Origin of the sequence: Micromonospora sp. NPDC048930 (genome assembly GCF_043197935.1) — a bacterium.
Lineage (GTDB): Bacteria > Actinomycetota > Actinomycetes > Mycobacteriales > Micromonosporaceae > Micromonospora.
In genome coordinates this window covers 953,767-967,786 of record NZ_JBICUB010000001.1, presented here as the reverse complement: position 1 = coordinate 967,786, position 14,020 = coordinate 953,767, and the positions used below count along the sequence as shown (strand labels likewise).

The window sequence follows — 14,020 nt, the reverse complement described above, 5'->3', positions numbered from 1 at the left end:
CGTGTCCGTGTCGAGCACGCCCGGCCGATCCCTCGCCGGTGCCACCACCGGCATCGCCCTCGTCCTGATCGCCGTGCTGGTCGGGGTGGCCGCCCAGCGCGTCACCACCGGCCCCGCCGAGCAGCGATCGACGGCTGCCGGTGCCGTCCGGCCGACCGGACACACCACGACGGTGGACGTGGTCGCCGAGGGCATGCGCTTCCATCCCGCCCGGATCGAGGTGCCGCCCGGTGACCGCCTCGTCGTGCGGCTGACCAACCGGGACCACCGCCGCCACGACCTCGTCCTGGGCAACGGCGCCCACACCGGGCTGATCGGCAACGGCGAGTCGGCCCGCCTCGACGCGGGCGTCATCGGCGGGGTCACCGAGGGTTGGTGCTCACTGCCGGGCCACCGGCAGGCGGGCATGACGCTCGAGGTCGTGCCGACCGGCGCGGTAGCGGCGCCGGCCACCGCCGGCGCCGCCGCGCCCGACCGGCCGGTCGACGTCATGGCCGACCCCGGCCCGGCCTTCACCGCCCGGGACGCCGCCGCCCCACCCGCCCCGCCGGGCCGGCTGCACCGGCGGGAACTGCACGTCCGGGAGGTGGTCCGGGAGGTCGCGCCGGGGGTACGGCAGCGGCTCTGGACGTTCGACGGGACCGTGCCCGGGCCGGTGCTGCGGGGCCGGGTCGGCGACACGTTCGAGATCACCCTGGTCAACGACGGCACCCTGGACCACGGCATCGACTTCCACGCCGGCGCCGTCGCCCCCGACGAGGTGATGCGCCCGATCGACCCGGGGCAGCGGCTCACCTACCGCTTCACCGCCACCCGGGCCGGCATCTGGATGTACCACTGCTCGACCATGCCGATGCTGCACCACATCGGCAACGGCATGTACGGGGCGGTGATCATCGACCCGCCCGACCTGCCCCCGGTGCAGCGGGAGTACGTCCTGGTGCAGTCCGAACTCTACCTGGGCCCGGACGGGCAACCGGGCGACCTGGCGAAGATGCAGGCGGAGCGGCCCGACGCCGTGGTGTTCAACGGCTACGTCGCCCAGTACGCCCACCGCCCGCTGCCCGCCCGGGTCGGCGAGCGCGTCCGGGTCTGGCTGCTCGACGCCGGCCCGAACCGGGACACGTCCTTCCACGTGGTGGGCGCGCAGTTCGACACCGTCTATCGCGAGGGCCGCTGGGAGAGCCGGCCGACCGACCCCGGTGGGGCCCAGGTGCTGTCGCTCAGCCCCGCCGCCGGCGGTTTCGTCGAGTTGACGTTCCCGGGCCCCGGGCACTACCCGTTCGTCAGCCACTCCATGGTGGACGCGGAGCGCGGCGCGCGCGGCATGTTCGAGGTGCGGTCCTGACCACCACAACCACCGGCACGGGTCGTGGGCGCCGCGGGCCCGCGGTGCGGCCGGCGGTGGGACGCCCCTTGTGCGGCCGGGCCCACCCTGGTTAGAAGGAAGGGCGACGCCCCACCGGGTGCGGCAGCGGCCGGCCCGTTGCCGCATCCAGGAGCACGTGCCCACCGACGCCGGTCATGAGAAGGAGCAGTCGATGCCGACCCGTCCCGGCTTCCACCTCGCGATACCGGTCGATGACCTGACGCGGGCCCGCGCCTTCTACGGCGGCGTACTCGGGCTCGCCGAGGGGCGCTCGGCCGGCGCCTGGGTCGACTGGAACTTCTACGGCCACCAGGTGGTGACCCACGTGGTATCGGCGGCGCGGTCGGGCGACGCCGGCCGCAACCCGGTCGACGGACACGACGTACCGGTGCCGCACTTCGGGCTCATCCTGTCGATCGAGGACTTCCACGCCCTGGCGGAGCGGATCCGCGCCGCCGGCGCCGAGTTCGTGATCGAACCGTACCTGCGGTTCGCCGGCGAACCGGGGGAGCAGTGGACCATGTTCTTCCGCGACCCGGCCGGCAACGCCCTGGAGTTCAAGGCGTTCCGGGACGAGTCGCAGATCTTCGCCGCGTAGTGGGGACGACGTGGACAACGCCGAGGTGGCCGACATGACTGAGCTCGGACCCGTCGCCTGGCCGCCTGAGCCGATCCGGACCGAGAGGCTCGTGCTCCGTGAGTCCGAGGCGCGGGACCGTTCGGCGTTCATCGAGCTGCTGGCGTCGCCAGAGGTGCACACCTACCTCGGCGGCCCCCGGCCGCGTGACGAGCTTGAGCGTGAGATGCCCGGGGTGCCCGAGCGGTGGCCCGGGAGTTTCGTCGTTGATCTCGACGGGGCGATGATCGGCCAGATCCTGCTCAGGAGAGCAACGGGGCACCGTCGCCCGGCTGCCGCGGGGAAGGCCGATCTCGGTTACCTGTTCCTGCCGGAGGCGTGGGGATTCGGGTACGCCGCCGAGGCGTGCGCGGCGGCACTCGACTGGTTCGACGGCGTCCTTCCCGGCGAGCCGGTGGTGCTCACCACCCAAACCGCCAACGTGGGCTCGATGCGCCTCGCGGCAAAGCTGGGGTTCACCGAGGTGGAGCGGTTCCAGGCCTGGGACGCCGAGCAGTGGCTCGGCCTGCGGTCCCCGGTCAGGCCGTCGCGCTGATCGACGACGGCCTGACCGGGCGCTTGCTGATCGCCCCGGCCGGTCAGCCCAGACGGGACTCGATGGCCTCGATGATCCGCGGGCGGAGTTCGGCGGCGCTGATGACGGCGTCCACTGAGCCGACCTCGACCGCGCGCTGGATGTTGTGCACCCGGTCGAACTCCGTGGCGACCTCGCCGAGCTTCTCCGCGCGGACCGACGCGCGGAGCTCGTCGAGTTCGGCGGTCAACGCGGCCCGCTCGGCGCCGGAGGCGGCCGCGACGCGGGCCTCCAGGTCCCGCACCCGGGGGTCGGCCGCGGTGCGGGCGTTGACGTCGCCGGAGAACACCACCGCGGCGGCGGGCGCGCCGCCGAGCACCGAGGCGAACGAGCCCTCCAGCGCCAGCACGGTCATGTTGGGGTTCAGCGCCTTCGAGAACACCACGAACGCGCCGCCGTGGTACCGCGAGATCACGCAGAACACGATGGGCCCGCGGAAGTTCACGATCGCGCGGCCGATCTCGGCCCCGTACTCCAGTTGCAGCTTGCGCATCGACTCGGGTGAGCCGTCGAAGCCCGACAGGTTCGCCAGCACCACCAGCGGCCGGTTGCCGCTGGCCGCGTTGATCGCCCGCGCGGCCTTCTTCGACGACCGCGGGAACAGCGTGCCCGCGGTGTAGGTGTCCGGGCCGTCGGTGGGCGGGAAGCCGCGCCGCGGCACCGACCGCGACTCGATGCCGAGCAGGCAGACCGGGATGCCGCCCAGGTGCACGTCCTGCACCACCGCGGTCTCCGCGTCGGCCATGCCCGCCCAGCGTTCCAGCACCGGGTGGTCCTGGTCGGAGAGCGCCCGCATCACGGTCCGGATGTCGAACGGCTTCTTGCGGTCCGGGTTGGCCGTGGCGGAGAAGATCTCGCCGACGGTGGTGAAGTCGCTGCCGGCCACGGCGTGCGGGAAGGCGGAGATGTCCCGGTCGATCGGATCGGTGGTGGTCGCCCGTCGCGGCGCGTCCTCCCCGGGCGCGACGTACGTGTGGTCGTAGTGCGCCATCAGCACGTCCCGCGCGGCGGGCAGGTCCGGCGCCCAGTACTGCGCCTGGCCGTTCGGGCCCATCACCCGGTCGTAGCCGCCGATGCCGAAGTTGTCCTCGGCGGACACACCACCGGAGAAGTCGAGCGACTGCTTGCCGGTGAGCACCATCGCCGAGTCCGGCGTCATCACCAGGATGCCCTTGGTGTGCATGAGCATCGTCGCCTCGGCGTTCCAGTACGGCTGGGCGCCGACGTTGATGCCCGCGACCACGATGTTGATCTCACCACCGGCCTGGGTGAACTCGACGATCCGCTTGAGCGCCGCGGCCACCCAGTCCATGTTCTCCGTGCCCGAGGTCATGGAGATCCGGGCGCCGGCGGAGAGCGCGTACCACTCCAGCGGCACCCGCATCCGCTCGGCCAGGTCCAGCGCGGCGATCACCCGACGGCACTCCGGCTCCGACAGGGCACCCAGCGACTTCGTGGGGTCGCCGAGCAGCACGACCCGGGTGACCCCCTGCGGGTGCCGCGGGGTCGGCGTGGTGACCACGCCGGCGACGATCGCCGCGCTGTTGCGCCCCTTGGGCCGGTCGACCGGCACCAGCGCGTGGTCGGCGTCGAGGTCGTGCTCGACGAACTCGCCGAGCAGGCCGGTCAGCTCGTACGGGTACACGGTGTTGCGGCTGCTCGCGCGCAGCACCTTGAGCCGGTAGTCGTCGAGCGGCTCGACCGGTTCGACCGGCGGCTCGCCGATGGTGAGCCGGGCGGTGCCGGTGGCGTCGAAGGAGATCCGTACCGCGATCTTGGTCAGCTCGCCGGTCGCGCGGTCGCGCTGGCGCGCGATGAACAGGATCTCCTCCAGGCCGGCGCCCGCCGTCGTCGGGCGTACCCGCCCGGCGATCATCTCCATCTCCTCGCGGGTCAGTTCGCTCGGCGGCCAGACGTAGATCACGATCCGGTTGGTGTTGAACCGGGTCTTGGACGGACGGCGCGACTGCGCGCGGCGGATCGAGTCGAGGCACGCCGCGACCGTGTCCTCGGTCGTCGGCAGCGCGACCAGTCGCCCGTCCTGCTCGCGCAGCTCGGTCAGGTCGCGCACCTGGGCGAACGCCACGAGACGCTGGTCCGACGGGTTCTCCCGGGCCACGCACTGGAAGAGGTAGACCTCCTCGTCCGCGGACGGCAGCCGGGTCAGGTCGAACTTGTGCAGCCGCTCCAGCTGCATCCGCTGCGCGATGTACGGGTGCAGACCGCGGATCAGCCGCTCCTCGGTCATCCCGCCGCTCGCCGGGCGGAACGTGAAGTGGTGGTGCATCACCGCGCCGCCGCGACCTGCGACGGTGGTGGTGAGCCGGCGGACCTGGTGCGGCAGCGGGTGCGCGTTGATGACCTCCAGCAGCGCGGCCACCATCGCGTCGTAGTCCTCCGGCTGGTTCTCCCAGGCGAGGTAGATGTCGGCGTCGAGGGGGTCCTCGCCGCCGGCCAGTTCGGCGAGCCCGCGCAGCGCGCCGCCCAGCGCGTCGAAGCGCACCGCGGCGGAGACCACGCTCGAGTCGGCGCGCTCGGCGACCACGAAGGTGCAGCCGGCGACCCGCCGGGTACGGACGGCGGTGAGCGCCTTGTTGCCGTAGTACCGCCGGGTCAGCACCTCCAGCATGACCGCGTTGTCGAGGTGGTCACGGACGAGCCGCTGGCCGAGCAGCCGGACCAACGGTTCGGTGCTGCGCACCATCTCCCCGATGCGTTCGGCGCGGTCCGGCGCGTCCGGGTGCGCGTCCAGGTGGCGCAGGTGCTGGCGGACCTCGGCGTAGACGCGGGCGCGGTTGCGGCGCAGCAGCGGCTGGGCGAACCAGGCGAACACCACGCCGCGGGCGAGGTCGGCGACCACAGGGAAGCGGACCTGCGTCGCGGCCACCAGCCGCTCCAGTACGAGACCGGCGGGCTCGCGCAGCGTCTCGTCCGGCGGCGGCTCCTGCAGCCACGCCCGCAGCAGCGCCGCGACGACCGTGGCGTCGGCGGACGCGCGTTGCTGGGCGAGGAAGATCCGGAACACCGCGGCTTCGAGCTCCGGGGAGCGCTCCAGGTCGGTGACCCCGTAGTGCCCGAGCGCCTTGGCGAGCCGGGCCTGGAACGCGCTCGGCAGCCCGGCCCGCTCGACGTCGAGGCTCTGCAGGTAGGTGTGGAAGTACTCGCGGGCGCTGTGGATGTGGCCGGCGCCGCCGTCCTCCCCCGTCGGCCGGTTGCGGCTCAGCTCGGCGAGGTCGGCGAAGACGTTGACGAGTGCGAGCTCCTCGACCAGCGGCCGGTGGCCGTCCTCGGTGGCCGCCCGCCGCGCGGTCAGGTAGTCGTCGAGCACCCGGCGGTCGTCGTGCGGGTCGACGTCGAAGCCGAGCAGCAGGCCGCGCAGGTCCTCCTGGCCGCGCGCGGCGCGCTCCCGCGCCGGGATCCGCTCGGGCGCGGCGGGCAGGTCCAGCTCGACGGAGGCGCCGGCCGGGTCGTCGGCGGCCTCGTCGGCCTCGTCGGCGAGCGGCTCCAGCCGCAGCAGCGGCGCGCCGGCCTCCACCTGGCTGCCCACGGAGACGGCGCATTCCTTCAGCCGTGCCCTGAACGGCGCCCGCAGCACGGTCTCCATCTTCATGGCTTCCAGCACCAGCACCGGCGCGCCCGCCTCCACCTCGGCGCCGATCTCCAGCGGCGTGGCGACGACCAGCGCGGGCATGGGGGAGCGGAGGACGCCGCCCTCGTCGCGGCTGACCCGGTGCGTGACGCCGTCCACCTCGACCAGGTGGATCGGCCCGTGGGTGCCGGTGAGCAGGCGGTACCGGGCGCCGTTGACGACGATCTGCCCGGTGTGCCGGTCGAAGCGGTCGAGCGTCACGTCGGCGGTGCGGACGTCGCCGCCCGCTTCGATGCCGACCCGGAACCGGTGCGCGCCGACCCGCGCCACGCGCATGCGGTAGCCGACGCCCCGCAGCTTCAGGTCCAGCGGCCGGCCGCTCTTGTGCTGCACCTGCGGACGCCCACCCGACGCCGTCGACAGCAGCCGCTGCCGCTCGACGCGTTCCTCCTCCTCGTACGCCTCGATCGCGGCGGCCGCCAGCGCGACGGCGGAGTGCCGGTGCCCGACCAGCCGGCCCTCGGCGCGGACGCGGTCGATCCAGCCGGTGTCCGCGCTGGCGTCGATCACCTCGGGCTGGTCGAGCAGGTCGAGCACGAAGCTCTTGTTCGTCGCGCCGCCCTCGATGATCACCGTGGTGTTCGCCATCGCCCGGCGCAGCTTGCCGAGCGCCTCGTCGCGGTCGCGGCCGTAGGCGATGATCTTCGCGATCATCGAGTCGAAGTCGGCGGGGATGGTGTCGCCCTCGCTGACGCCGGTGTCGACCCGGATGCCCGGACCGGCGGGCAGGTCCAGCCGCGCGATGCGACCCGGGGAGGGCGCGAAGTCGCGGTCGGGGTCCTCGGCGTTCAGCCGGGCCTCGATGGCGTGCCCGCGCTCCACCGGCGGGGCGCCTTCCAGCCGACCGCCCGACGCCACGTGCAGCTGCGCCTTGACCAGGTCGAACCCGGTGGTCAGCTCGGTGATCGGGTGCTCGACCTGCAGGCGGGTGTTGACCTCGAGGAACGCGAACAGCCGGTCGCCCGGGTGGTAGAGGAACTCGACGGTCGCCGCACCCCGGTAGCCGACCGCGACGGCCAGCCGCTCGGCCGACGCCTTGAGCTCGGCCGCCTGCGCCGGGCTGAGCACCGGCGACGCCGACTCCTCGATGACCTTCTGGTTGCGCCGCTGCACGGAGCAGTCGCGGACGCCGAGCGCCCACGCGGTGCCCTGGCCGTCGGCGATCACCTGGACCTCGACGTGCCGGGCGCCGGTGACCAGGCGCTCCAGGAACACGATGCCGCTGCCGAACGCCCGCGCCGCCTCCTGGCTGGTGCGCTCGTACGCGTCGGCGAGTTCGGCGTCGTTCGTGATCACGCGGATGCCGCGCCCGCCGCCGCCGGCGGTCGCCTTCAACATCAGCGGGTAGCCGATCTCGGTCGCCGCCGCCAGGGCGGCGTCCAGGGTCTCGACGGCGCCGCGGCTCCACGGCGCGACCGGCACGCCGACCTCCTCGGCGATCAGCTTCGCGCCGATCTTGTCACCGAGCTGGCGCATGGCCTCCGCGCTCGGCCCGACGAAGGTGACCCCGACCTTCTCGCACAGCTCCGCGAACGCCGGGTCCTCGGCGACGAAGCCCCAACCGACCCACGCGGCGTCGGCCCCGGTCTCCACCAGCGCGCGTTCCAGCACCTTCAGATCGAGGTACGGGCGCGCGGACGCGGGACCGAGATCGTAGGCGATGTCCGCTTCGCGGACGAACGTCGCGGTGCGATCGACGTCGGTGTACAGGGCGACGGTCTCGATCCGCGTTCCGGTCTCCGCGGCCAGTTCTCGGACCGCGTGGATGAGCCGCATCGCGGCCTCACCACGGTTGACGATGGCGACTCGGCTGAACACCCGACCGACCCCTCCGGTAGACCCACGACGTACCCGCCGAGGGACGAACAGCCCCCGGCAGAGATCCACCCTTCCGCCTGCCGGCGGGCAGCGCCATGTCGTAACCACCGAACCCTGGGCGGCACGGTTTGTAGGAACCCCACAAAACTTTTTGGCCGCCACCGCCTCCGATGAGAGGCGGTGGCGGCCGACGAATGACCGGGATGCGGCTGCCGGCGTCAGGCGACCGAGGGCAGGGGCTCGGGTGCGCCCCAACCGTCGGGAACGGGCAGGCCGGCCTCCCGGCGGGCCAGGACGGCAGCCCCGACCTGTGCGGCCTGGGCGCCGAAGGCCGAGCGCAGCACCGGGGGCGGGGTCCGCCAGACCAGCGCCGCGCGCAGGGCGGAGCGTACCGGGTCGAAGAACAGCGCGCCCGCGTCGGCGAGGCCACCGCCGAGCACGATGCGGGCCGGGTCGAGGGTCAGGGTGAGGGTGGCCAGGGCCGTCCCCAGCGCCTGGGTCGCGTCGTCCCAGACGGCGCGGGCCACCGGATCGGTGCCCACCGCGTCGGCGATGGCTCGGCTGTCCAGCCCCGGCGTGCCGCCCCGCCGGGCATACCGCCGGGCCAGCCCGCCGGCGGAGGCGTACACCTCCAGGCAGCCCCGCTGCCCGCAACTGCACGGCTCCCCGCCGGGGTAGACCGGCATGTGGCCGACCTCGCCGGCCGAGCAGGTCGCGCCCGTCACCGGCGCGCCGTGCACCACCACGGCGGCGGCGATGCCGGTACCCAGCGGGAGCAGCAGGAAGTTGTCCAGTCCACCGGCCGCTCCGGCCACCGCCTCGGCGACGCCGGCCGCCCGCGCATCGTGCCCGACCGCCACGGGCAGGCCGAGGTCGGCGCCGATGAGGGCGCGCAGCGGCACGTCCCGGAACCGGAGGTTGGCCGCGTACCGCACCACGCCGTCGGCCTCGTCCACGATGCCGGGGGTGACCACGCCGATCGCGGCGGGCGCGGCGCCGAGGGTCAGGGCGTCGTCGCGCAACCGGCGGCACAGGGCCCGTACCGCTCTGACCGGGTCGTCGTCCGCCCGCGACGGCACGACCAGCGAGTGCCGGAACCGGCCGTCCGCGCCGACCACGGCCCCCTTGATGGTCGTCCCCCCGACGTCGACGGCGAGGACGGACCGGCCTTCGGGCTGCGTCACGCGATCACCCGGTCACCACGGCGAGGTCCGCGGTGAAGTCGCGGTCCAGCGGAAACACCGGCCGCAGCACCTTCTGGTACGGCAGCCGCACGAGGTCCTGGTCGACACCGCCGGGCGTCAGCGCGAGCAGCCAGTCCCCGGCCGCGTCGAACAGTTCGGGCTCGAGATAGCCGATCTTCACCACGACGAGATCGACCGCGTCGACCTCGATACCGAGCCGCTGGTAGGACTCCAGCAGGCGGTACTGCATCCGGCGGGACGTGACCAGGACGCTCAGCCCGCCGACCCGTACGCTGACGCACCGCCCGCCGTCGGGATCGTCGGCGACCGCCTCCAGGATCCCGTCGAGGGGGAGCGGGCCCGGGTCCCGGGAGTCGATCCGCCCGCCGACCGTGACCCGTACCGGTGAGCCGAGCGGCTGGTCGGCGACCTGCGCCACGGCCTGCGGGTCGACCAGCGAGGCGAAGACGGCCCGGCAGGAGCCGTCGCGGATCTCGGGGCGGGCCAGCATCCGCTCGAGGGCGAAGGTGACGTCGTCGGCGCCGCCGGCGCCGGGATTGTCGCCCGAGTCGCTGATGAAGAACGGTCGCCGGGCCGGGTCGGCGACCGCGGCCAGGGCGGTGTCGAGGCACTCGTCCATCGAGCCGGTGGGGGCGACGAAGGCGAACTCGTCGCGCGCCGCCCAGAAGTGCCCACCCAGCTCACGCGCCGCCTCCGTGGCGGCGGTGGCGTCGGTGCCGGTGACCACGACCGCCCCCCGGCAGCGCGGCTGGTCGGCCCAGGCGAACCCGATCCAGATCGCCGCGTCGACGACGCCGTCCCGGGCCTCGATCTCGGGGATCCGTGCGTAGAGTCCCCGGGCCGGCTCCTCGCGGGTGCTGGTCATCTCGCCCGGCAGCAGGATCGGCACGTGCACCAGGGCCTTGTGCGGACGCCGCCCGCGGCGCAGCGCCTCGACCAGGTTCCGGGCGGCGCGCTCACGGGTCTCCCACACGTCGACGTGCGGGGCGGTGCGGTAGCAGGTGAGCAGGTCGCAGGCGTCGAAGAGCACCTGCGAGACGTTGCCGTGCAGATCCATCGCCGCGGAGATGAACGGCTCCGGCCCGAGCACCGACCGGATGGCGGTGACCAGTTCGCCCTCCGCGTCGTCGCTGCCGACGACGCTCATCGCACCGTGGAAGTCCAGCAGCATGCCGTCCAGCGGTCCGGCCGCGGCGAGCTGCTCCACGATCTCCGCGGCCCAGGCCCGGTACGCCGCCGGGTCCACCGCCCCGCCGGGCAGCGCGCGGGCGTGTACGAGCGGGGTCCACTCGACGTCGACGGCCCAGGGCCGGGCGGGGGAGAGCCAGTCGTATCGCGCCAGCAGCGCCTCGCCCCGGGTGACCTCGAAGTCGTCGGCGGTGCTCAGGTGGGGCGAGAACGTGCTGGATTCGATGTGGATGCCGCCGATGGCGACGCGGAGGGGACGGGGCACGGGTGTTGCTCCTCAGGAGGGTCGTACGTCGGCCGTGGTGCGCAGCAGGTGCCCGAGGCCGACCAGGGCCGCATCGGGGCCCGCGACGCTGGCTTCGATGGACAGGGACTGGGTCATGGACGGTAGGCAGCGCTCGTAGAGCATGCCGCGGGTCGCGGCCACGTATACGTCCAGGCTGGACAGCGCGCCGCCGATGACGACGGCGTCGGGGTTGAGGAAGTTGACCAGGCCGGACAGGGCCACCCCGAGCAGCCGGCCGGCATGGCGGACCATCGTCACCACGGTCGGGTCGGCGTCGCTGACCGCCGCGACGATGTCGCGGACGGTGGTCGCCGACGAACCCTGCTCGGCCAGCTGGCGGGCCAGGGCGGCGCCGCTGGCGACGGTCTCCAGGCAGCCCCGGCTGCCGCAGGAACACTCCCGCTCGCCGCTGTCCGCCACGCGTACGTGGGTGACGTCGCCGCTGAGGCCGCGACCGCCGCGGTAGATGTGTCCGTCGCTGACCAGGGAGGCGCCGATGCCGGTGCCGGCCTTGACGTAGATCATGTCGCCGGACTCCTGGCTCCGGGTGACGTACTCGCCGATCGCCGCCGCCTTGGCGTCGTTCTCGACGACCACCGGCACCTGGAAGCGCTCGGCGAGGTGGGGTCTCGCGTCGACGCCGCTCCAACCGGGCATCCGGGCCGGGCCGACCAGCCGCCCACCGGGGAACTCGACCGGGCCCGGCAGCGCGACGCCCACCCCGAGCAGCGCCTGGTCGGGCGCGGTCGCGGCCTGGAGCCGCGCGAAGGTCGCCGCGACGACGTCGAAGACCTCCTCGGGCCCGGCGGCGATGTCGATCGCCACCTCCTCGGTGGTGCGCAGCCCTCCGCCGGGCGCGCAGAGCCCCACCCGGGCGTGCCGGCCGCCCAGCTCCGCGACGCCGAGGACGCCCTTGGTCTCCCGCAGGCGCAGGATCCGGGGGCGTCGTCCCCCGGTGGACCGACCCATCCCCTCCTCCACGATCACGCCGTCCTCGAGCAGCCGGCGTACCACCGTGGTGACGGTCGACGGGGCGACCTGCAACGCCTCGATCAGGTCGGCGCGGGAGGTGGCCGCGCCGCTGGACAGCAGGCTGAGGGTCTGCTCGCGCAGCGTGGCGGAGATCGATGGTTCCAAGATGGCTCTCCTTGTTCAGGCGGTCCTCCGGCGCCGCCTCAGTGTGTCGCAGTGCCACGGCCGCGGTGCGCTCCGGAGTCCACGCGAAGAGTATCGGTCGATCCTTCGCCGGCTTAGATCGTACCCCGTCCAAAGTTAGCGAATAAAGAGGGTAATTTTCGTTGACTCAACACTTCGGCGCGGATACATTCTCCGCGTCGAACGTCGAGGAGCAGCACCAGGCGGCTGGACGCGCGGCACCGCCGCTAGCGCCCGGAGACGCGGGGCACCTGCACGTCAATCGAGGAGATTCATGAGGAGCAGATTTCCCGGGCGCGCCCTCCGGGGCGTGGTGGCGGTGGCCGGCGCGGTCGCCCTCGGAGCCGGCCTGGTCGCCTGCGGCGGCGGTAGCGGCTCGTCGAAGGCCGGCGGCAGTCAGGGCAAGGACGCCGTCACCGTCGCCTTCCGTACCCCCAACTGGATCCTGCCGATCTCGGCGCCCGGCTTCACGCAGGGCGAGAACGCCATCTTCGGCCAGGCCCTGTACCGGTCCCTCTACCAGTACAAGCTGGACGGGACCGCGCAGTACAACATCGACCCGCAGCGCTCGATGGCGGAGCCGCCGGTGGTGAGCGACGGCGGCAAGACGCTGACCATCACGCTGAAGGACAACACCTGGTCCGACGGCAAGCCGGTCACCACCAAGGACATCCAGTTCTGGTATGACCTGGTCACCGCGAACAAGGACAAGTGGGCGTCCTACCGGGCCGGCGGCTTCCCGGACAACATCGCGAAGTGGTCGGTCAAGGACGACAAGACCTTCTCGATCACGACCACGAAGGTCTACAACACCGCGTGGTTCGTCGACAACCAGCTCAACAAGATCACCCCGATGCCGCAGCACGCCTGGGACAAGGACTCCGCCACCGGGGCCGTGAGCGACCTGGCCAGCACGCCGCAGGGCGCCCGGAAGGTCTTCGACTTCCTCACCGCCGCGGCCAAGGACCCCAAGACGTACGACTCCAACGAGCTGTGGAAGGTCAACAGCGGCCCCTGGAAGCTGGCGAAGTACGTGCCGAACGGCGAGGTGACCCTCGCCGCCCAGCCGAACTACTCGGGCGCGGACAAGCCGAAGCTGGCCAAGATCGTGCTGCGGCCGTTCACCGGCGACGACTCCGAGTTCAACGTGCTGCGCGCCGGTGACATCGACTACGGCTACGTGCCGGCGGCCAACCTGTCCCAGAAGGACTACCTCACGTCCAAGGGCTACACGGTCTCCCCGTGGTACGGCTGGTCCGTCACCTACCTGCAGCTGAACTTCAACAACCCGAAGACCGGGGTGCTGTTCAAGCAGCCATACCTGCGGCAGTCGATGCAGATGCTCATCGACCAGCCCACGATCAGCAAGGTGATCTGGTCCGGCACCGCCGCGCCGACCTGCGGCCCGGTGCCGGCCAAGCCGGGCACCAACGGCACCGACGCCGCCGGCTGCGTGTACTCGTTCGACCCGGCCAAGGCCAAGGAACTGCTGGAGAGCCACGGCTGGAAGGTGACCCCGGACGGGCAGACCACCTGCCAGGCGCCGGGCACCGGGCCGAACCAGTGCGGCGACGGCATCGCCGCCGGCACGCCGCTGAACTTCACCGTCACCAGCCAGACCGGCTTCGCCGCCACCACCAAGATGTTCGCCGAGATCAAGTCGCAGATGGCCAAGCTCGGCATCCAGCTGACCATCAAGGAGGTGCCCGACTCGGTCGCGGTCACCCCGGCCTGCAAGCCGACCGAGGCGACGTGCTCGTGGGACATGTCCTTCTTCGGCTCCCAGGGCAGCTGGTACTACCCGGCCTTCGCCAGCGGTGAGCGGCTCTTCGCCACCGGCGCCCCGGTGAACCTGGGCAGCTACAGCAACCCGGAGGCCGACAAGCTCATCGAGGCCACGCAGTTCTCCGGCGACGAGGGCGCGCTCAAGGCGTACAACGACTTCCTCGCCAAGGACCTGCCGGTGCTCTGGATGCCGAACCCGGTGTTCCAGGTCTCCGCGTACCGGTCCGGTCTGCAGGGAGTCGAGCCGCAGGACCCGATGAACTTCATGTACTTCCAGGACTGGTCCTGGAAGTGACCGATCACTGATCGTCCCGGCCCCGGCGGCGCGCACCGCGCCGCCGGGGCCCCGACCGG

General features: G+C 72.7%; 8 protein-coding genes. 4 read left to right on the top strand and 4 right to left on the bottom strand.

Going from position 1 to position 14,020, the window contains the following annotated elements:
- Window positions 1-7: 7 nt before the first annotated feature.
- The 3 genes from ACGFI9_RS04120 (at window position 8) to ACGFI9_RS04110 (ending at window position 2,541) form a co-directional block, all read left to right on the top strand.
- Complete coding sequence (locus tag ACGFI9_RS04120; protein WP_393174667.1) at window positions 8-1,348, top strand: multicopper oxidase domain-containing protein; 1,341 nt, start codon at window positions 8-10, stop codon at window positions 1,346-1,348.
- Between the two features lie 193 nt (window positions 1,349-1,541).
- The gene (locus ACGFI9_RS04115) at window positions 1,542-1,967 is read left to right on the top strand and encodes a VOC family protein (RefSeq protein ID WP_393174665.1); all 426 of its coding nucleotides are present in this window, start codon (window positions 1,542-1,544) and stop codon (window positions 1,965-1,967) included.
- Between the two features lie 10 nt (window positions 1,968-1,977).
- A complete protein-coding gene (locus ACGFI9_RS04110) occupies window positions 1,978-2,541 on the top strand; it encodes a GNAT family N-acetyltransferase (protein ID WP_393174663.1) in 564 nt (187 codons plus the stop codon).
- A gap of 43 nt (window positions 2,542-2,584) precedes the next feature.
- Here the strand turns inward: ACGFI9_RS04110 and ACGFI9_RS04105 are convergent, their stop codons facing one another.
- The 4 genes from ACGFI9_RS04105 to ACGFI9_RS04090 form a co-directional block, all read right to left on the bottom strand.
- The gene (locus tag ACGFI9_RS04105) at window positions 2,585-8,047 is read right to left on the bottom strand and encodes a carboxyl transferase domain-containing protein (RefSeq protein ID WP_393174661.1); all 5,463 of its coding nucleotides are present in this window, start codon (window positions 8,045-8,047) and stop codon (window positions 2,585-2,587) included.
- A gap of 218 nt (window positions 8,048-8,265) precedes the next feature.
- Complete coding sequence (locus tag ACGFI9_RS04100) at window positions 8,266-9,231, bottom strand: ROK family protein (RefSeq protein WP_393174659.1); 966 nt, start codon at window positions 9,229-9,231, stop codon at window positions 8,266-8,268.
- A 4-nt stretch (window positions 9,232-9,235) separates the two neighbouring features.
- Complete coding sequence (locus ACGFI9_RS04095) at window positions 9,236-10,705, bottom strand: M81 family metallopeptidase (protein ID WP_393174657.1); 1,470 nt, start codon at window positions 10,703-10,705, stop codon at window positions 9,236-9,238.
- Between the two features lie 12 nt (window positions 10,706-10,717).
- Entirely contained in the window at window positions 10,718-11,863 is a 1,146-nt protein-coding gene (locus ACGFI9_RS04090) for an ROK family protein (protein ID WP_393174655.1), read from the bottom strand.
- A 292-nt stretch (window positions 11,864-12,155) separates the two neighbouring features.
- Here ACGFI9_RS04090 and ACGFI9_RS04085 point away from each other — a divergent pair, with 292 nt between their 5' ends.
- On the top strand, window positions 12,156-13,961 hold the full coding sequence (locus ACGFI9_RS04085) for a peptide ABC transporter substrate-binding protein (RefSeq protein WP_393174653.1): 1,806 nt from the start codon (window positions 12,156-12,158) through the stop codon (window positions 13,959-13,961).
- Window positions 13,962-14,020: the final 59 nt, after the last annotated feature.

What these genes read in the sequence shown, in the direction of transcription:
- ACGFI9_RS04115 (WP_393174665.1), top strand. Translation starts at nt 1,542, where the DNA reads ATGCCGACCCGTCCCGGCTTCCACCTCGCGATACCGGTCGATGACCTG.
- ACGFI9_RS04085 (WP_393174653.1), top strand. Translation starts at nt 12,156, where the DNA reads ATGAGGAGCAGATTTCCCGGGCGCGCCCTCCGGGGCGTGGTGGCGGTG.